Source organism: Pontivivens marinum (genome assembly GCF_900231835.1).
GTDB classification, from domain to species: domain Bacteria; phylum Pseudomonadota; class Alphaproteobacteria; order Rhodobacterales; family Rhodobacteraceae; genus Pontivivens; species Pontivivens marinum.
In genome coordinates this window covers 37,185-56,926 of sequence record NZ_OCTN01000012.1, presented here as the reverse complement: position 1 = coordinate 56,926, position 19,742 = coordinate 37,185, and the positions used below count along the sequence as shown (strand labels likewise).

Below are 19,742 nucleotides of genomic sequence, written 5' to 3'. Positions count from 1 at the left end.
GGCACGCACAGGCCAGTCACGTTTGGGAGATTTCGCAATGCAAGAAGTCACGGATTTGAGCATCACTGATACCGCCATCTGGCTGCCCGCCTTGGCGATTTTGTTGCTATTGGTGTTCTCGGCCTTCTTCTCCGGTTCCGAAACTGCGCTGACCGCCGCCAATCGCGCGAAGTTGCACGGCATGGATGGTGAGGGGTCAAACCGCGCCTTGCAGCTAAAGGAAGACCCCGAGCGTTTGATCGGCGGTATTCTGCTGGGCAATAACCTCGCCAATATTCTGGCGACCTCGCTGGCGACGGCGCTGTTCACTACGCTGCTGGGCGATAATGGCGTTGCGGCGGCAACCTTGGTGATGACCGGACTGGTCCTGATCTTTGCCGAGGTGCTGCCAAAGACCTATGCGATTATCAATCCCGAGCGGATGGCCGCTGTGGTGGCCCTGCCCATCGCGATGATCGTTAAGGTACTGGCGCCTGTCGTCTATTTCGTGCGCTTCATCGTGCGCGTCACCCTGCGCATGTTTGGCGTGCCGACTGATCCGGAGGCCCTGATCATGGCGCATGAGGAGATCGCCGAGGCGATTACCCTGCATGCCTCCGAGGGGTCCGTGGAAAAGGATGATCGTGATCGCCTGCTCGCCGCGCTGGACCTGAAGCTGCGCACGGTTGAGGAGGTGATGATCCATCGCCGCAATATCGAAATGCTGGACGCCGATATGCCGCCCGAGGAAATCCTGACCACCTGCCTGCGCTCCCCACACACCCGTATTCCGGTCTTCAAGGACGAGCCCGAGAACATCGTCGGCGTCATCCATGCCAAGGACCTGCTGCGCGCCGTGGACAAATTGATCCGCGGCACCACTGGCGGCCTGTCCGAGCTGTCCACCTTTAACGTCATGGATGTCGTGATGGAGCCGTGGTTCGTGCCCGACGCCACCACGCTGGACGATCAGATGCGCGCCTTCTTGCATCGTCACAGCCACTTCGCGCTGGTGGTGGACGAATATGGCGCGTTGCAGGGATTGGTCACGCTAGAGGACATCCTAGAGGAAATCGTCGGCGATATTACTGACGAGACGGATGTAGAGGTTGAGGGAATCGAACGGTTCGCCGACGGCTCCGTTCTGGTTGAGGGCACGATGACCATCCGCGACCTGAATCGCGCAACCGACTGGTCACTGGCCGATGATGAGGCAAACACGATTGCCGGCCTCGTCATTCATGAGGCACAGACGATTCCAACGACCGGACAGGTCTTCTCCTTTGACGGCTTCCGGATCGAGGTGGTGGAGCGGGAGCGTAATCGCCTGCACAAATTGCGCATCCGTCCGTTGGAATGATCGCGAGGGGGCTTAACGCCCCCTGAACAGCCCACCCATAATACCACGTGTAATTTGCCGCCCCATCTGTGTCCCAAGCTGGCGCGCCAGTGATTTGCCGAATGTCGTGGCCACGGAATCAGAGCGGGACCGTGTCGTGCGAACCTTTGCATTTCCCGGACTGTAGCGCCGCCCACTATTATATTCACGACTGGTGGGCGCGCTGTTGCTGCCCCGATAGCTGCGATCACGAATGGGGGCTTCCTCCGGCTCCTCCTCAACCGCTGCGGTTTCTGCACGCTTGCGTAGGATCTCAAAGGCGCTCTCACGATCCAGCGGCGTATCGTATTTCGCACCAAGCGTTGATCCGGCCATAGTCGCCGCCCGCTCCGCATCCGTAATCGTGCCCATGCGCGATGCAGGCGGGCGGATCAGGGTACGTTCGGCAATTCCGGGCACGCCCTTCTTTTGCAGGTAGCTAGTTACGGCCTCGCCAATTCCGACATCTCGGATTGCGTCCTCGGTATCAAAGCGGGGGTTCGGGCGGAATGTCTCGGCCGCCGCGCGCAGGCCCTTTTGATCCCGTGGCGTATAGGCGCGCAAGGCATGTTGAACGCGGTTGCCCAACTGCCCCAGAATATCCGCAGGTATATCGTCAGGGTTTTGCGTTACGAACCAAACGCCGACCCCCTTGGACCGGATCAGGCGGGCGACCTGCTCCACCTTATCAATCAGCGCATCAGGTGCGTCGTCGAATAGCAGGTGTGCCTCATCAAAGAAGAACACGAAGCGGGGCTTTTCGGGATCGCCCACCTCGGGCAATTGCTCGAACAGCTCGCTCAGCAGCCATAGCAGGAATGTCGCGTATAGGCCCGGCGACTGCATCAAGCGGTCGGCGGCCAGCACGTTGATCCGCCCCCGCCCATCCGTATCCAGCGCGATCATATCCTCTAGCGCCAGCGCAGGTTCACCGAACAAATTTGCGCCGCCCTGATTTTCCAGAACCAACAATCGACGCTGAATGGCCCCGACCGAAGCGCGCGAAACGTTGCCGTAGCGCAGGCTAAGTTCGGAGCCGTTTTCACCGACCCAAACCAGCAGAGCCTGCAAATCCTTGAGATCCAGCAGCGCCAATCCCTGTTCGTCCGCGACGCGAAAGGCGATGTTTAAAACGCCCTCCTGTGCCTCACTCAACTCCAGCAAGCGAGCCAAGAGTAGCGGCCCCATCTCGGCCACGGTTGTGCGAACGGGATGCCCCTTTTCACCGAACATGTCCCAGAATGTGACGGGAAAGGCGGTGTAGCTATAGGATTCGAGCCCGATTTTCGCCGCCCGCTCCACCAGTTTGGGATGTAGTGGCGCCGTTTCAGAACCGGGTTGGGATAGCCCCGCCAGATCACCCTTCACATCGGACAGGAACACAGGAACGCCAGCGGCGGAAAAGCCCTCTGCCAGAATTTGCAAAGTAACCGTCTTACCTGTTCCGGTGGCACCCGCAATCAAGCCATGGCGGTTGGCATATTTCAGCTTGAGTTCTTGCGCCTCATCCTGTGCCACGCCCCCGCCGCCGGTAAAGATACTGTCGGTCATCACGTCTCCTGCGTTATGCTTTGGATGCAGATTACAGATGTCCCCCCGTCGTGCCACTGTGAAAGTGTTCCATGCCATGCTGTCACATTCTTGTTACGTGGCTATTGACGGAGCGAATTTCATTACGTAGCGTTCGTTCAAGACAATGGTTCGTCCGGGTCTGACAGGGATAATTCCGCAAAAAGCGGGACGGAGAGAGGCGCTCATCGGGGCGCCTCTTTTCAGTTTAATACCCCATTTGGACGGCATCCGCGCTGATATACCGGCATCACGTTGACAGTGAAGGCCGGACCTGACACCTCTTTGCTGCACGATATGCCCGCACACATCTGGGTATTTGTCTTTACTATTGGTCTGAACGAATAACGGGGTCTGACATGACATTCCGCGCCATCGCAATTACCGCTCTGCTATGTTCACTGGGCACAGGCCTATACGCGCAAAGCGGCCCAACCACTGGCTTTTCCGCACCTGCTCCAGCGGCCCCCGCCCCTGCACCCGAGCCTGAGCCAACAGTGTCCCCGACTGCATCAGTTGAACGGACCGGTGCCGTACCTGACACCGTGACGAACCAGTTCAATGATTGGGAGCTGCGCTGCGTCGGCGAGACCGAGGAGTGCATCCTGTTTCAGGTCGCCAATAACGATCTGGGCCGCCCCGCTGCGGAATTCACAATCATCAAGCTGGCCAGCGGCTCGAACGCAGTTGCAGGTGTGACTGCCGTGTTCCCACTGGGTGTGATTCTGCCAGAGGGCGTGGTGTTCCGCGTCGATAATGGCCGCGCGCAGCAGTTCCAGTACAGCTTTTGTGTGGAAAGTGGCTGCGTATCGCGCTTCGGTCTGAATCAGGGTCAAATCGACTCGATGAAGGCAGGTAACAACCTGACCCTGACCGTGGCGGCGATCAACGTGCAGGAAAATCCGATCACGCTGACGATCAGCCTCGCCGGATTTACGGCAGCCTATAACGCACTACAGTAAAATGTAGATCAGGGGCGCCGCGTGCGCCCCTTTTCCTTTCTAGATGCGCCGCAAGGCAAGCACAGCGTTCAACCCTCCAAAGGCAAACGCATTGGTCATCACCAGCGAGACATCCGCGTCGCGTGCCTCGTTCGGAACAACATCCAGATCGCAATCGGGATCCGGATCCTCATAACCGATGGTTGGTGCAATCACGCCCTCACGCAGGGCCATGATGCAAGCCAGCAGTTCAACCGCGCCGGTCCCGCCAATCAGGTGGCCATGCATCGATTTCGTCGCGGAGATCATCAGGTTATCCGCATGATCGCCAAATACCTCACGCACGGCCGCACATTCCGAACGGTCATTCGCCGCCGTCCCCGTGCCATGCGCGTTTATATAGCCAACTTCGTCTGCATTCGCGCTGGCGGAACGTAGCGCACCCTGCATAGCGCGCGCCGCGCCCTCACGACTGGGCATAACGATATCGGACGCATCGGAGGTCATGGCAAAACCGACAACCTCGGCCAAAATCTCGGCACCACGGGCGCGGGCATGCTCGTATTCCTCGAAGACAAAAACCGCTGCCCCCTCCCCCTGTACCATACCGTTGCGGTTTTTCGAGAACGGTCGGCAGGCATCCTTGGACATCACACGCAGACCTTCCCACGCCTTGATCCCGCCAAAGACCAGCATGGACTCGGAGCCTCCGGTCAGCATCACATCGGCATTGCCAAGCAGGATCGTCTCAAACGCCTGCCCCATCGCGTGGTTGGATGATGCGCAGGCCGTAGAAACCGTAAAGGTCGGTCCCTTTAGCCCATAGGTCATCGAAATATGCGAGGCAGCTGCACTGTTCATCAGGCGCGGAATAACGAAGGGGTGGACCCTGTTTTTCCCCTCCTCATAAACCGTCCGGTAATTTTCATCGATGGTCTGTAGGCCACCACCGGAATTGCCCATGATAACGCCGGCACGCGGTGCCAGTTCGTCGCTAACCTGTAGGCCCGATTGCTGCATCGCCTCAGCCGCCGCGATCAGAGCGAACTGGGTGTTCGGATCGTAGAGCGACAATTGCTGGCGGCTAAACAGGCTTGAGGCATCATGCCCCCGCACCTGCCCGCCGATCTGGATCGACAGGCGGGATACGTCGCGGAATTCCAGCTGGCCGATGCCCTGCCGTCCCTCACGCATTGCGGTGCAGGTTTCTGTTGCGGTGTGCCCCAGCGCGTTAATCGCGCCCTGCCCTGTGATTACGACGCGTCGCATCTCAGTCCGGCTTCGCCGCGACGAGCTGCTTCACCGCATTGACCATGCTTTGCACATTGGAAATATCGAACTGGGAATCCGCGGGATCATTCGCGTTAAACGGGACCTGCACGTCGAATTCTTCTTCGATCGCGAAAACCGCCTCAACCAGACCCAGGCTATCAATGCCCAGATCGTCCAGCGTTGCGTCCATGCTAACCTCGGACGGGTCTAGCACGGCCTGCTCTGCGATAATCGCGCGCATCTTTTCAGTAACATCATCCGACATCGGTAGGCCCTCATTCGTCGCTTCGGCTCTTAGCTCTTGTCATCGGGGTTTGTAACCCGTTTGTGAAGCATGTTTAACTTCTCTGCCATCATTGGCAGTCGACGCATAGCTTTATACATTTTTATGAACGTCTCCTGCTTTACTGCAGGATAGCCTATAACCACCGTCCGGTCAGGTACTCGACTAGTAACACCGGACATACCCAGTGCAATAGCGTCATCGCCTATAGTGACGTGATCTGCCACGCCGACCTGACCGCCCAGAACAACTCTTTTTCCAATTTGTGACGATCCGGCAATACCCACCTGTGCACATAGTAGAGTCGTATCGTCAATCTGCACGTTATGTCCGATCATGACCTGCGCATCGACCTTCACACCGTTTCCGATACGGGTGTCCGAAACCGTGCCCTTATCAATGACCGAGCTTGCGCCAACCTCAACATCATCGCCCAGCAAGACTGAGCCGAGAGAGTTGATCCGCTCATGCCGGTCCGGCTTCATCGAGGCGCTGATCGTGCCAGCGGCCATATAATCCTCAACCGCGCTGGGGCGCGCCGTGACGAACGAGAAACCGTCCCCGCCAATCACCGCATTCATTTGCCCGATAAACCGGTCGCCGATACGAACACCGGTTCCGATGCGACACCCCGGCATCAGCAGCGCATCCGCACCGATCACTGCATCGTCGCCCACAAATACTTGCGCCTGAATATTCGACCCTGCGCCGATTTTCGCACGGGCCCCAATGACAGCCATTGGCCCGACACTGACATCGGGCCCCAGCTCTGCCGTGGGATCGATAGATGCAGATGGGTGAATGCCCGCACCCGCTGTGCGCGTATCGAACAGGCGTGAAATGCCCGCCATTGCATAACGTGGGCGGGCCACCAGAATTGCGGCCTTCAGCCCCAATGCCTGCCAATCAGCCCCGTCGCTCAGCACAGCCATCCGAACGGAGCTATCTGCCAGTTGCGCTGCAAAAGCGCTCTCCATAGCCAACGCCAAATCATCCGCGCCTGCCTCATCCGGCTGCCGGGGGCGCACGGGCTGTAGCGATATATCGCCCACTGCCTGTGCACCAATTTGCGTCGCAATCTCACCAATAGTCAGGGCCATAATCTGCACTCCGTTTCAGGAAGATATAGAGCGCCCGCCAACCTGATGGAAGGGTCCGGCTACGCAACGCAGCCGGACTTTGCGTCAGCCCTGTGGCTGACCTGTCTGCACGCCCAGATCCTGCATAGCGTTCAGAACCAGCGCATCGCGACCATATACGTCATCGCGATATTGAACCTGGCCGCTCTCATCAATCCAGACGGTGCGGTAGTCGATGTGAACCGCCGGACGCTCCTGCAAGTTCACAGTCGTTTCCCGACCCGTTGCGCGATGACGCTGGAACAGGCCCAGTGGATCACTGCTTTGTGGCTGCAACAGCACCTCGGCTAGACCGGTTGGGTCAGCAACACGAACGCAGCCGTGGCTAAAGGCGCGAGCGTCGCGGGCGAACAGGCTGCGCGATGGCGTGTCGTGCAGGTAGATCGCGAACTGGTTCGGGAACATGAATTTCACATTGCCCAGCGAGTTGCCCGGCCCCGGCCCCTGACGGATCCACCACGGGAAGAAGCTCTCGGAAAAATTCGCCCAGTTGATCAGCGACGTATCCGAAGGCGTCCAAACGCCTGTACCGTCGTCGATCAGCGTCATGTTCCGTTCATTGAGGTAGTTCGGATTGTCACGCAGTGCGGGCAGGATTTCCTCGGTCGCGATCGAGCGTGGAACAGTCCACGTCGGATTCACAACCAGATGGGTCATGGTATCGGAGAACTCGACCGTCTGATGGCGACTGGACCCGATCACGGTGCGAGTGGTGAACAGCTCCTCACCATTTTCACGCAACCACATCCGGTAATCCGCGAGGTTGACGTAGATATGCTTTTCATTGCGATCCCAATCGGTCCAGCGCACCCGCTCCAGATTCACCAGAACCTGCCGCAAACGCTCATCCGCAGTTGTGTTGAGCGCGGCCAACGTCTTCGGCCCGATAACACCGTCATCGTTCAGCCCGTGGCGGGTCTGAAACGCCATCAATGCAGCAACCGTCGCATCATCCATATAGGTGGGATCGGGTTGCACGGCATTTGATACCGATGTGGCATCTAGCGGCGTATCATCCAGCGGTTGCGTTGTGGCTACTGGCGTAACAACAGGCATCACACGCTGCGCGCGCGGCCCCTCAATATCGCCAAGGGCGAGCAAGCGCGCACGGATAGCCGGAACGCGCTCGTCCCGCTCACCCGCACGAATCGATGCGCCCGACGGAACATCCGCAGCGCCCCATCCGCCATTGGCGACAACTTGCTCAAGCTCCGCCCGCAGGGCCAATAGCGGCGCGTAATCAGGATGATCTGGCGCTAGATCCATCAGATAACGCACAGGGGCCGCCTGCTCAGCCAAGGCATCCAGCGCCGTTGCTGCGCTGATTTCTGGCGGAAAGACATACATGTCATCGCTCAACCGTGTCGGAACAACAACACCCGTCAGCCGTGCCTGTGCCAGGGCGATATATGCCTCAGCAAAGGCTACTTCCCCCTCAGCCGTTGGATATCCATCAACGGCGGCCGCAACATGGCGGCTCAGTGGCTCTAAGCGATCACCCCATTCAGGCAATGCGTGCAGGTGCTGCGAGGCGAGTGCGTCGATAACGGCCCGCGCGACCTCAGCGTCATTTGCCATAAACAATGGCGCATAGTTGCGATCAGCGTAGAAGGACGCGACCTCCATGGATGCGTCGATCTGCACAATATCCGCCAGTTCGGACCAGATCGGCATCGCAACCGCGATAGGTGTCTCCACGTTCGAATCTACGCTGACCTGTGCAATCGCACCGCTGCCCGCAGTCAGTGCGAGCAGGGAAACAGCTCCGAAAATTGCTGAGTTGCTAAATTGATACACTGCTTACGCCCTTTGACACAGTTTTAGACCGCCACGATTACGGCGAAACTTCGCCGATCCACATGAGGTGCCCCCAGAATACCGGCGATTTCTCGCCGAAACGTCAACCGAATTGACCTTACGCGTTAGGAAAGTAGAACAAACGCGAACACAAAACGGCTTTGCACCTCTTATATAGCGCACAACTTCGGAAAAGGTTGCTGCACAACTGCCACTTGGATGAAAAAATCGTGTGTGCAATAAATTTACCAAGCGATCACGGTTACCACCGAAGGTTGCAGCCAATGGGACAGACTTAAGGATTATTTCATGACCGACGTGAGTGTCGTTTCCCGGCGTAGTTTGCTGGGCGGTCTAGTGGGCCTAAGCGCAATTGCAGCAGCCCCGAGTTTTGCCGATACCCCTGCCGTTCTGACCGGTGCAGGTGATATCCGCAGCCTCAAGCTCTACAACCCCCGCACGGGTGAGCGTCTGGACAGTGTTTACTGGGTTGAGGGTGAGTACATCCCCCAGGTTCTGGACGAAGTTAACTTCATCTTCCGCGACTGGCGCCGCAACGAATTACGCGCCGTTGACGTTCGCACCATCGACATCATGGCCGCCGCATCGCGCATGATGGAAACGACGGAGCCCTACCAGTTGATGTCCGGCTATCGCAGCCCTGAGACGAACAACGCCCTGCGCGCCAGCAACCGTGGCGTGGCCCGCAATTCCTACCACATGCGTGCGATGGCTGCCGATCTGCGGCTCTCGACCCGTTCGGTTCAGAATATGTATGATGCAGGCGTATCCTGCAATGCAGGTGGCGTCGGTCGCTACCCGCGCTCGAACTTCGTACACTTCGATTGCGGACCAGTGCGTACCTGGCGCGGCTGATCCCACAAACCTAATGCACCACGTAAAAGGAGCCTCGCCAGATCGGCGGGGCTCCTTTTGCATCTGGATCAGGTGCGGATCGTGCCGTCACCGGTGACGAGATATTTGAAGCTGGTCAACTGCTCGGCCCCGACGGGTCCGCGCGCATGCAGCTTGCCAGTGGCGATGCCGATCTCCGCCCCCATGCCGAACTCACCACCATCCGCGAATTGCGTTGAGGCATTCCGCATCAGGATTGCACTGTCCAGCCGCTGGAAAAACCGATCAGCAACCGCATCATCCTCGGCGATCACAGCGTCGGTGTGGTTCGAGCCATAGGTGCGGATATGCGAAATCGCGCCATCCACGCCGTCCACCACCTTCGCTGCGATAATCATGTCGAGGAATTCAGTCCCGAAATCATCATCCTGCGCGGCGCTAACACCTGCAATCTTGGCAATCTCTGCGTCGCCACGCACATCAACGCCGGCAGTCAACAGATCACGAATGATAACCTCGTACCGGTCAAGGAAAGCACGATCCACCAGCAGCGTTTCAGCCGATCCGCAAATCCCGGTGCGCCGTGTCTTTGCGTTCAGCACAATCGCACGGGCTTTTTCCAGATCAGCCGAGCTATCAACATAAACGTGGCAAATCCCTTCAAGATGCGCAAAGACCGGAACGCGCGCATCGGCCTGCACGCGACCGACCAGCCCCTTGCCACCGCGGGGAACGATCACGTCGATATAATCGGTCATTGTCAGCATCTCACCCACCGCAGCGCGATCACGGGTGGGAACCAGTTGCACCGCCGCCTCGGGCAGTCCGGCGGTGCGCAATCCAGTCACCAAGCATTCGTGAATGGCAGTCGAGGAGTGGAAGCTTTCAGACCCACCACGCAAAATCACCGCATTGCCGGCCTTTAGGCACAGTGCGCCTGCATCCGCAGTTACGTTCGGACGACTTTCATAAATCACGCCGATCACCCCAATCGGGGTGCGCACACGGCGAATGTTCAGGCCCGATGGCATATCCCATTCCGCAATAACGGCGCCAACGGGGTCATCCTGCGCCGCAACAGTGCGCAATCCGGCAGAGATCCCCGCGATCCGCTCCTCGTTCAACTCCAACCGGTCCAGCATTGCAGGCGACAGGCCCTTATCCCGACCGAATGCCATATCCTTTACATTGGCGGCAATAATCTGCGCGGTTGATGCATCTACTGCATCCGCTGCCGCGTTCAATGCATGCCGCTTGGCATCAGCCGGAGCAAAGGCAAGCTCCGCCGAAGCTGCTCGTGCTGCCTTACCCATCGCGGCCATTACGCCGCGCACATCCATGTCAGTCATAGCTATATCCGCGTGTTAGTTCCGGCGTGCCGTGAAATACGGCTCGTATACCGTACCTTCTATGAGGCCCGCAAAATCATAGCGCAAGACCCGCACCGCACGCTCTGCCGCAGGATTTACCACCAGTTGATCGGGCACAAAGGCGACCCAGACCTGCGCTGAATCCGGCGCTCCGTGTAATCCACCACCATATAGCGCGACCAGATCGGCGCTGATATCAACGCCCCGTGCCTCACACTGACGGATTTCAACCATTTGTGGGGAGCGCGTCAGCAGCACAATATCGGGCCGACTATCGCTCGATTGGCAAAGGTCCTGCATCGCAGCCCCCTCACCCCGCGTTTGCGCGACCACAGTGGATAGGCCCACATGATCAGCAAGGATCGTCGGCATTGCCTCATCAAACGCGAATAGGGAGTTTTCCAGCGGCACCAGTAAATTCGCACCAGCAACAGTTAGCTGCCCCTGTGCAACAGGCGCTGGGGTCACCATGGTGTCCCATGCGTTGCATCCTGACAGAACAAACCCAAGCATCAAACACAAGCTACGCAAGACAGGACCCGATCAGTAAGAACTGTCGAAACATCTAGCATAGTAAAAATATGATGCGGCTATTTCTTGTAATAATATGAGTGGTATCAGTTCGCAATAAAACCTATAGGCGAACAGGTCGCGCGTGGCGCACGCTTTAAATGCACCACGCCATCCTATTAGAGCGCCATATCATCACGATGAACCACATAGGCACGGCCGGGATGGCCAAGGATCGATTCGATCTCGCTGCTTTGCCGACCCACGATCTGCGTCAGCTCACCACTGTCATAACCGGCAATCGCACGCGCAACCGTTTCACCACGAGGGCCAAGGATATCAACAGGATCACCGCGCTGGAAACTGCCCTCAACCGCAACAACACCAGCGGGCAATAGTGAACGCCCCTCGGGCAACGCATTTGCGGCCCCCTCATCCACGCGCAACGTGCCCCGCGGGCGCATTGCCGCGATCCACAATTTACGCGCACGCGACGGGTCCTCGGTTGGAACAAACCAGCTCGCCCGCGCACCTGCCAGCAAGCCTGAGATTGGCCGCATCTGATCGCCCCGACATACAGCCAGCGCGCATCCCGCCTGCATGGCCGTTTCCGCAGCCAGCACCTTGGTCCGCATGCCGCCCTTGGCCCCGTCCGTACCTGCACCGCCTGCCATCGCCAAAATCTCGGGCGTGATACGCTCGATCACGGGTATATGCTGCGCAGACGGGTCCTGACGCGGGTTTGCAGTATAGATACCATCCACATCGGACAGCAGAACCAGCGCGTCAGCACCGGTTAGCGATGCGACCTGCGCCGCCAAACGATCATTATCGCCATAGCGGATTTCATCCGTCGCAACCGTGTCGTTCTCATTCACAATCGGCACAACGCCAAGGCTGAGCAAAGTCCGCAAGGTTGCCCGCGTGTTCAGATACCGACGGCGCGCCTCACTATCCTCAAGCGTCATAAGGACCTGAGCAGTGGTCACACCATGCGGGCGCAACCCCTCCTCATAGGCACGTGCCAGCCGGATTTGCCCGACTGCCGCGGCGGCCTGCGATTGCTCCAACGGCAACGCGCCCGAGGCAAGCCCCAGCACCCGCCGCCCCAGCGCGATGGAGCCTGATGACACCAGCAGCACGGATTTCCCGCGCGCGCGCAGCATCGCCACATCCGCCAGCAATCCGTTCAGCCACTCCTGCTGCAACGCTCCGCTTGCCGCATCGACCAGCAATGCAGAGCCGATTTTGATAACAACAACATGCGTAGCGTCGAACCGCTCCGCCGCGCTTAGGCTGGACGCCACGGGGTATCCTCCTCGTCGGCATCGGCCTCCGCCTTGGCGCGGGCAACAATCTGTGCACGCAGGGCGCGCAACACATCGGTCGTGCCGGTTTGCGCGGCGCCGGACATGACCAGCACCTCACCGCCGCTCGCCTCACGCAATTCTGCCAACTGCATCTCGATCAGCTCATCATCCAGCGCGTCAGTCTTGTTCAGCACGGTAACGCGCGGCTTTTCCGCCAAGCCGCCGCCATATTGCTCCAGCTCGTTGATAATCGTGTGATAGGCCAGCGCAACATCGTCCTGCGTGCCGTCAACCAAGTGTAACAGCACCGCGCAACGCTCCACATGGCCAAGGAACCGGTCGCCGATGCCCTTACCCTCATGCGCGCCAGCGATCAGGCCGGGAATATCGGCAATCACAAATTCCGCGCCATCAACAGCTACAACACCTAGGTTAGGGTGCAAAGTGGTGAACGGATAGTCCGCAATTTTCGGCCGTGCATTCGACGTCGCGGCAAGGAACGTGGACTTACCCGCATTGGGCAAACCCAGCAGGCCAACATCCGCGATCAGTTTCAGGCGCAGCCACAGCTCACGCTCCACCTCATCCTGCCCCGGATTGGCGCGACGCGGCGCCTGATTGGTCGAGGATTTGAAGTGCAGGTTACCAAAGCCACCATTGCCGCCCTTGGCCAGCAATACGCGCTGCCCGACCTCGGTCAGATCGGCGATTACCGTTTCCTGATCTGTGTCGAGGATTTCGGTCCCTACTGGCACCTTCAGCACGATATCTTCGCCATCTGCGCCGGTTTTCTGCCGTCCCTCACCGGGGCGACCGTTTTTGGCAAAGAAGTGCTGCTGATACCGATAATCGATCAGCGTGTTCAGGCCGACAACCGCCTCGGCAATCACATCGCCGCCACGTCCGCCATTGCCGCCATCAGGGCCACCATATTCGACGTATTTCTCACGCCGGAACGAGATGCACCCCCGCCCGCCTGCGCCGGAGCGAATAGTAACTTTGGAAAAATCGAGAAATTTCATGGGCGAACCCTCCGGTCGGACAAGCCGTGCTGATACGCCAAACCGCGCGCCGCCTCAAGCGGGTAGCGGCATCGCAATTCGGTTAGCATATCGACACGTGTCCGCATTTCATTTCGCATCCAGCGTATAGGACCAAACAGCCTGAATTCCGCCACGCGCAACGGAGTAGCTATCGCCCTCGCCCACATAGCCAAATCCCGCACTGGTCAAAACCGCTGCCGATGCATCGTTATCCTGAAAGACCTGCGCCTTTAGCTGCCCGCCGCCCTGCGCAAAATGCCACGAGATGACACCAGCTAGTGCTTCGCTAGCATAACCTGTGCGCCAGAATGGTGGACCAATCCAGTATCCGACATCGCCGGTATCCCGCAGCGCAATCGTACCGAGGATTTCCTCGCCATCAATCTTGGTCGCATCCAGCGCCCAGATCTGCTCGCCCGAATCCTCACGCAATGCGCGCCCGATAAAGCTTTCGGCGGCACCGGGCGGAAACGGGTGCGGGATGCGCGTCGTCATCCGCGCAACACGGGCATCACCGGCATATAGCGTGATCAAGCCAGCATCCGATGCGCGCAAGGGGCGCAGGGTCAGGCGTTCGGTTTCAATCACGGGTACGGTCATCTCATCTCTCCATCTATCCACGAGGATAGTGAGGGGCACCGGCAGATACCAGCACCCCCAGTTGCCTCACGCATTTTCAGCGGCATATTTTGCACGTGCTTGCACCTTCCACGGCGCATCATACTCCCAGTCGCCAGCCATGATCGCGCCATAGGGCATGATCTGATCTACAACCTCCGCCAAACGCTCCGATTCCATCTGCCGACGAACCTGCGCCGCGTTTTTATAGGCCGAGGGCAATTCACTGACATCGATCCGCCCGCAAAAGAAGCGCGCATCAATGCCTGCCGTTTCCGTGGCAAACACCTCCGCGTCGCTGCGCCCGACCAACCCATGTTTATGCGCCGTGCGAGAGCGGTTGCGCCCTGCCCCGTGTGGAGCAAACCCGTGCTCCGGCCCGTCCGCACATTGCCGTACCAGCAGAACCGGCTCCGCCATATTTAACGACACAATCTGCACGTCTGCCGTGTCAGGCATCAGCCCTGCCGCAACGGGTGTTGCGCCCTTGGCATGGAAATACAGATCATCCTGACGGAACACGAAATTATGCACGTTCCAGATACGCCGCTCAATCGCCTTGCCAAATCGCTCCGCCACGGCGGCATGCAGTCCGTTATGGCTTGCCTTTGTCCACTGACGGATCAGTTGCAACGCCTGCCAATAGGCGATGCCATCTGGGCTATCGGCCTCCAGCCACGCATTCACCTTCGCCGTTTCTGGCGATAGGCGGCGACGTGTTTTTTCCGCCAGTCTCATCCCCAGCTTATACAGCCCCGCCCCCGGCCCACGTGAGCCATGATGCGTGACAAGACAAGTTCGCCCAGTTTGCGCCGAAACACCCACAAATGCGAAGTGGTTGCCGTCGCCCTGCGTACCCATATGCTCCTGCGCGGCCCGCATAATCTTGGCATCGCTAAGGAATTTGTTCGCACGGAAAGCATCAAGCAGGTTCAGGCTCATCGTGAACCGCTCCCCATTCCGCCGCCCACCAGGCCCGAAATGCGTCACCGTGTGGATGGCATTCAACACATCCGCAGGCTTTGCATCCGTGAACTCGGTCATCATCAGCGAACAACAGATATCGGCCGAATGCATCCCGGGGTGGATTGCATTACGCGCAACGACCACACCGCCGACAGGAATCGTGCCCATGGGACCGGCTGGACAGGCATCTGGCATGACTGCACCACTGACCACCGTCGGCGTGCGCATAACCTCGCTCATCGTTGCGGTTACAGCCTCGACATTTGCGATCTCCTCCGCTGTTTCGGCGGATAGATGCATCGAAAATGGCATGGGTTCAGGGTGCAAGGGCACCTTAGGTTTCGGCGCCACTTGTCGCAGATAGGACGTGACCTCTTTCGCGCTCAGATCATTTGCGTTGACGTAGTCCACAGCCTGCGGAATCCACGCCCCATGGTCATATCCCATTGCAACGATATCTTTTGCGGTCAGGGTCATTTGCCCTCTCCCTCTCATATGCCGCAGGTCGTCTTCCGATCGGGGCGGCGGTGTAGGGGATGGCAGAAACGAGATCGGGGACCGGCGTTTCCGCCGATCCCCGAAACTGTTAGTTCACAGTATGACCGGCTTATTCAGCGGCCTCCTGTGCAGGAAGCACGCTGATGAACGTGCGACCCTTGAGGCCCTTGTGGAAGGTAACGTTACCCTCTTGTTTCGCGAACAGAGTGTGATCGCGGCCCATGCCAACGTTCTCACCCGGCCACACCTTAGTACCGCGCTGACGCACGAGGATGTTGCCCGGGATGACCTGCTCGCCACCAAATTTCTTCACGCCAAGGCGGCGACCTGCGGAGTCGCGACCATTACGGGAGGAACCGCCTGCTTTTTTATGTGCCATGCTATAGTCTCCTCAACTCTGAATTATTCGGCTTCGGCGACGAAAGTTTTCGCCTGACCGATCCAGTCTTCACGATCGATGCGGCCCTTGAAGGACAGCTTCTCATCCATGTACGCGACATCGTCTGCAGTCCACTCAGCGATCTGAGCGAAGGTGTAGACGCCGATCTCGTGCAGCGTGCCTTCCAGCTTAGGACCAACGCCCGACAGCTTCTTCAGGTCATCAGCATCAGCAGGTGCCTCGGACATCAGGTTCGAAGGTGCGGTAACATTCGCAGCAGGAGCAGCAGCCTTCGTCGCAGGTGCCACGGAGGCGCCGTCGGCGAGGATGTCTGTGATCCGTACTTTTGTCAGTTGCTGGCGGTGGCCGCGACGACGCTGGGAGGAGTGCTTCCGACGACGCTTAACGAAGGAGATAACCTTCGGGCCGCGCATCTGCTCAACAACCTCGGCAACGACAGCCGCGCCGTCGATCATAGGTGCGCCGATGGTGACGGTCTCGCCGCCCATCATGAGCACTTCAGCGAAGCGGATCTCGTCGCCAGATTCACCGTCGAGCTTCTCAACCGTGAAAACATCGTCCTTGGCAACGCGATACTGCTTGCCACCCGTTTTGATGACCGCAAACATGCTGGTCTTCCTTTTCATCTTTCGCACCCTGTGGTCCCCTGTTGAGGGAGTTGCGCGGTTCCCCGCACCTCGGGCAGCGGCCCCTAATGGAGCTATCTACAAAATTCGCGCAGGCGCACTTCGCCCACGAACGGCTCGTATGGTGCGTAGCCCCCTAGCTGTCAAGCGTGAATGATCAATAGAGCCCGTACGCCCTATAAAACAGCCATTCTGCTGCGCTCGATAAAAAATATTCTAGCTCAGACCGCGAACCACTTGCAGCCCCGACATCAAACGGGTAGAGCCTCGCCTCACGGAGAGGTGCCAGAGTGGTCGAATGGGGCGGTCTCGAAAACCGTTGAGCCTTCACGGGTTCCCAGGGTTCGAATCCCTGTCTCTCCGCCATAGACCTATCGCTCAATCAAGAATCTGTGTAAGAACAGCACCGCAGCAAGAGCGCCCCCTCCCCACACCTTCACCTCAAAATCCTTTTCCTTGGCTCACCAGGACTAAACGCAGCAAAGAGGTTTCCCGCTGGTATAATCCATAGGGGCCCCACCTTTCTAAGCGCTCTCTTGCTTGGCTATGATCCAGTATAGAGAAGCTCTGCTAATACCCAGACCCGAGATGGGCGTGACCGATAAGGCGCAGACCTATCGACGTGTCATTCGTGAAATCAATCATCGGTATGTTCAACATTCGATAGCATCCGGCACATCGACAGAAAGTAGCGTAACAATCGGATGGTGTGCTCAACTGGTGAACGCAACACTTTAGTCTTTAGGAAAAGATGGAGTGTTTTGAATGAAGTATCGTCGCAGGATTTACTATTCAGCTGAACAGCGTGCCGAGATTTGGGATCGATGGCAGCGTGGGGAATCGATGAGATCGATTGGGCGTGTCTTTGATCGTCAATCGTCGTCAGTCTTTTCAGTCATCTCACCAACGGGCGGAATACGTCCACCAGATCGCAGACGGGGTAAGTCTGCATTGAGCCTGTCTGAGCGCGAAGAGATATCTCGTGGGCTCAGCACCAAACACTCGCTTCGGTCGATTGCGCGTCAATTGCGACGTGCGCCTTCGACGATCAGCCGAGAGGTGCGGCGCAATGGCGGCCAGACAGGCTATCGCGCGACCACATCGGATCAAGCTGCGTGGGATCGGGCATTGCGGCCCAAGATGTGCAAGCTAGCTTGTCACCCAAAGTTGGCCGACGCAGTATCTGCAAAGCTACGGCGCAAGTGGTCGCCTGAACAGGTTGCGGGTTGGCTCAAACGTGCTTTCCCAGGGGAGGCGCACAAACAGGTGTCACACGAAACGATTTACAGAAGCCTTTATATACAGGCACGTGGGGTTCTGAAGAAGGAGCTTCTGGAGCACCTGCGCGCCAAACGGACAGTCAGGCGTTCCAAGCACGCAAGCCAGAAGCGCAAGGGCAATGGTCAGATTAAGGATGCTGTGTCCATCAGTGAAAGGCCTGCATCCGTCGAGGATCGTGCCGTTCCGGGCCACTGGGAAGGCGACTTGGTCGGCGGTTCGAAGAACAGCTATATTGCGACCCTTGTTGAGCGGCATTCTCGGTATGTGATGCTGGTTAAAGTCGCGAACAAGGACACCGAGAGCGTCGTTACGGCCTTGATCAAATCGGCTCAGAAGTTGCCGCGCGAGCTCTACTGAAGTGGTCCGGCAAATTCGGACAGCGTGCTAAGATGTATCCAACCTTGAAGACAGGATACAGAAATGACGAAGAGACGCAGTTTTTCAGATAATTTTAAGGCCACGGTAGCGCTTGAGGCGCTTCGCGGAGACAAGACGGCGCAAGAGATTGCAGCTAAGCACAATATCCACCCGACGCAGGTGACGACATGGAAACGGCAGGCAATTGATGGTCTGACGGGTGTGTTCTCTGACAAGGTCAGGAAGGCTGAAGATAACGAAGCCGAAGTCAAAGAGCTTCATGCGAAGATTGGCAAACTGGCGGTTGAAACTGATTTTTTTGTCATAAGGGCTGAAGCGATGAGCCCGAACGAACGCAAAGCGATGATCAATCGGGATCATACGGATTTGAGCCTGACCAGCCAATGCAAACTGCTGAAGATCAGCCGATCGTCGCTGTATTACGTGCCCGTTGGTGTGAATGCCGAGACGCTGGAATTGATGAACGAGATCGATCGTGTGTTCACGAAGTATCCGTTTTTCGGCAGCCGCCAGATCGCGGCCTAGTTGCCGAGAAATGGTTTTCATGCCGGTCGTCACCGTGTGCGCAGATTGATGGGTTTGATGGGACTCCAGGCCATCTACAAAGGCCCAAACACCAGCAAGAAGCACCCACAGCACCGGATTTACCCATACCTGCTTCGGAAGCTACCAATCACGCGGCCGAACCACGTTTGGTGCAGTGACATCACCTACATCCCTGTGCGGCGCGGGTTCTTGTATCTGGTCGCCATCATGGATTGGGCGACCCGCAAGGTCTTGGCGTGGCGGTTATCGAACACGCTGGATGCCAGTTTTTGTGTTGAAGCCTTGAGCGAGGCAATCGCTAAATACGGCAAGCCCGAGATCATGAATACGGACCAAGGATCGCAGTTCACGGGTGCAGCCTGGATCACCACCTTGACCGAGGCAGATGTCGAAATCTCAATGGATGGTCGAGGTCGTTATCTCGATAACATCTTCATCGAACGGTTGTGGCGGTCACTCAAACAGGAGGCCGTTTATCTGCAAGAATTACAGGACGGGTTCCAAGCCAAACGGATCATCGATAACTGGATCGGGTTCGACAACTCCGAGCGCCCTCACTCCGCCCTTGATAAGCGCACGCCGGACACAGCATACTTTACCCAAGCGGAAATACGAAAAGCGGCATGACACCAACCCGATTACATCTTAGCTCAGCCGCAAAACTGTCCAAATAAGTGGGACCACTTCAGAATGTCGTGACTTATGCTGACGCACCATTTATCTTCGTTTACGTCGAGCGCCTTGCTGCGATGCAGCCAGCTTTGCCAAACAGGTAAACTACATCTGCCGAGAATGTTCAGCCTGCTTTGCCCAAACGCTACATTCTGCTTGAAATTCCAGTAAATTCGGCGAAGCTATTAATCTATTCCACCATTTTTTAACATTTATCTGCAACGGAATGAAACTAGATTTTCACTGAATAGATTGTGCATTATTGGGTTTCATTTCAATCAATCAGCCGATGTCTTTTCAGTGCCCAGCAG

General features: G+C 57.7%; 16 protein-coding genes, 1 tRNA gene and 3 pseudogenes. 7 read left to right on the top strand and 13 right to left on the bottom strand.

The genetic code is table 11. The features are described from left to right. Positions 1-37: 37 nt before the first annotated feature. Positions 38-1,339: an HlyC/CorC family transporter gene (locus CR254_RS17035; protein WP_097932145.1), complete on the top strand. Its 1,302-nt coding sequence runs from the start codon at positions 38-40 to the stop codon at positions 1,337-1,339. 12 nt (positions 1,340-1,351) lie between these two features. Here the strand turns inward: CR254_RS17035 and CR254_RS17030 are convergent, their stop codons facing one another. Beyond that, positions 1,352-2,908, bottom strand: a complete 1,557-nt coding sequence (locus CR254_RS17030) for a helicase HerA-like domain-containing protein (protein ID WP_097932143.1) — start codon at positions 2,906-2,908, stop codon at positions 1,352-1,354. Positions 2,909-3,285: 377 nt separating this feature from the next. Here CR254_RS17030 and CR254_RS17025 point away from each other — a divergent pair, with 377 nt between their 5' ends. Further along, positions 3,286-3,888 (top strand): invasion associated locus B family protein, encoded by a 603-nt coding sequence (locus CR254_RS17025; RefSeq protein WP_097932141.1) that lies wholly within the window; start codon positions 3,286-3,288, stop codon positions 3,886-3,888. Positions 3,889-3,927: 39 nt separating this feature from the next. Here the strand turns inward: CR254_RS17025 and CR254_RS17020 are convergent, their stop codons facing one another. The 4 genes from CR254_RS17020 to CR254_RS17005 form a co-directional block, all read right to left on the bottom strand. Then, positions 3,928-5,136 (bottom strand): beta-ketoacyl-[acyl-carrier-protein] synthase family protein, encoded by a 1,209-nt coding sequence (locus CR254_RS17020; protein ID WP_097932140.1) that lies wholly within the window; start codon positions 5,134-5,136, stop codon positions 3,928-3,930. A gap of 1 nt (position 5,137) precedes the next feature. Further along, complete coding sequence (locus tag CR254_RS17015; RefSeq protein WP_097932138.1) at positions 5,138-5,404, bottom strand: acyl carrier protein; 267 nt, start codon at positions 5,402-5,404, stop codon at positions 5,138-5,140. Between the two features lie 29 nt (positions 5,405-5,433). After that, complete coding sequence (lpxD, locus tag CR254_RS17010; protein ID WP_097932136.1) at positions 5,434-6,522, bottom strand: UDP-3-O-(3-hydroxymyristoyl)glucosamine N-acyltransferase; 1,089 nt, start codon at positions 6,520-6,522, stop codon at positions 5,434-5,436. An 84-nt stretch (positions 6,523-6,606) separates the two neighbouring features. Continuing rightward, on the bottom strand, positions 6,607-8,358 hold the full coding sequence (locus CR254_RS17005; RefSeq protein ID WP_097932134.1) for a L,D-transpeptidase family protein: 1,752 nt from the start codon (positions 8,356-8,358) through the stop codon (positions 6,607-6,609). A 309-nt stretch (positions 8,359-8,667) separates the two neighbouring features. Here CR254_RS17005 and mepK point away from each other — a divergent pair, with 309 nt between their 5' ends. Further along, complete coding sequence (gene mepK / locus CR254_RS17000) at positions 8,668-9,234, top strand: peptidoglycan L,D-endopeptidase MepK (protein WP_097932132.1); 567 nt, start codon at positions 8,668-8,670, stop codon at positions 9,232-9,234. 68 nt (positions 9,235-9,302) lie between these two features. On the opposite strand, the gene CR254_RS16995 is transcribed toward mepK, so the two are convergent. From CR254_RS16995 to rplU, 8 genes are all read right to left on the bottom strand, one after another. Next, positions 9,303-10,562 carry a glutamate-5-semialdehyde dehydrogenase gene (locus CR254_RS16995; protein WP_097932130.1) on the bottom strand — a complete coding sequence of 420 codons (1,260 nt, stop codon included), beginning with the start codon at positions 10,560-10,562 and terminating at the stop codon, positions 9,303-9,305. Between the two features lie 15 nt (positions 10,563-10,577). Further along, on the bottom strand, positions 10,578-11,051 hold the full coding sequence (locus tag CR254_RS16990; protein ID WP_219618041.1) for a hypothetical protein: 474 nt from the start codon (positions 11,049-11,051) through the stop codon (positions 10,578-10,580). A 221-nt stretch (positions 11,052-11,272) separates the two neighbouring features. Beyond that, positions 11,273-12,400, bottom strand: a complete 1,128-nt coding sequence (proB, locus tag CR254_RS16985) for a glutamate 5-kinase (protein ID WP_097932126.1) — start codon at positions 12,398-12,400, stop codon at positions 11,273-11,275. Next, on the bottom strand, positions 12,385-13,425 hold the full coding sequence (gene obgE, locus CR254_RS16980; protein WP_097932125.1) for a GTPase ObgE: 1,041 nt from the start codon (positions 13,423-13,425) through the stop codon (positions 12,385-12,387). The genes proB and obgE overlap by 16 nt, the downstream gene beginning before the upstream one ends. Before the next feature lie 108 nt (positions 13,426-13,533). Continuing rightward, entirely contained in the window at positions 13,534-14,046 is a 513-nt protein-coding gene (locus CR254_RS16975) for a GNAT family N-acetyltransferase (RefSeq protein WP_097932123.1), read from the bottom strand. Positions 14,047-14,112: 66 nt separating this feature from the next. Further along, positions 14,113-15,507, bottom strand: a complete 1,395-nt coding sequence (locus CR254_RS16970) for an RtcB family protein (RefSeq protein ID WP_097932121.1) — start codon at positions 15,505-15,507, stop codon at positions 14,113-14,115. A 130-nt stretch (positions 15,508-15,637) separates the two neighbouring features. Then, entirely contained in the window at positions 15,638-15,907 is a 270-nt protein-coding gene (gene rpmA, locus CR254_RS16965; RefSeq protein WP_097932119.1) for a 50S ribosomal protein L27, read from the bottom strand. A 23-nt stretch (positions 15,908-15,930) separates the two neighbouring features. Continuing rightward, a complete protein-coding gene (rplU, locus tag CR254_RS16960; protein ID WP_097932117.1) occupies positions 15,931-16,536 on the bottom strand; it encodes a 50S ribosomal protein L21 in 606 nt (201 codons plus the stop codon). Positions 16,537-16,830: 294 nt separating this feature from the next. Between rplU and CR254_RS16955 the strand changes: the two genes are divergently transcribed. From CR254_RS16955 to CR254_RS16940, 4 genes and pseudogenes are all read left to right on the top strand, one after another. Then, positions 16,831-16,920 (top strand) — tRNA-Ser (locus CR254_RS16955). A gap of 222 nt (positions 16,921-17,142) precedes the next feature. Then, positions 17,143-17,243, top strand: a pseudogene (locus CR254_RS18400) (IS6 family transposase); the annotation flags it as partial. Between the two features lie 76 nt (positions 17,244-17,319). Beyond that, a pseudogene (locus CR254_RS16945) lies at positions 17,320-18,189 on the top strand (IS30 family transposase); the annotation flags it as partial. A 66-nt stretch (positions 18,190-18,255) separates the two neighbouring features. Beyond that, positions 18,256-19,386 (top strand): annotated as a pseudogene (locus CR254_RS16940) (IS3 family transposase). Positions 19,387-19,742: the final 356 nt, after the last annotated feature.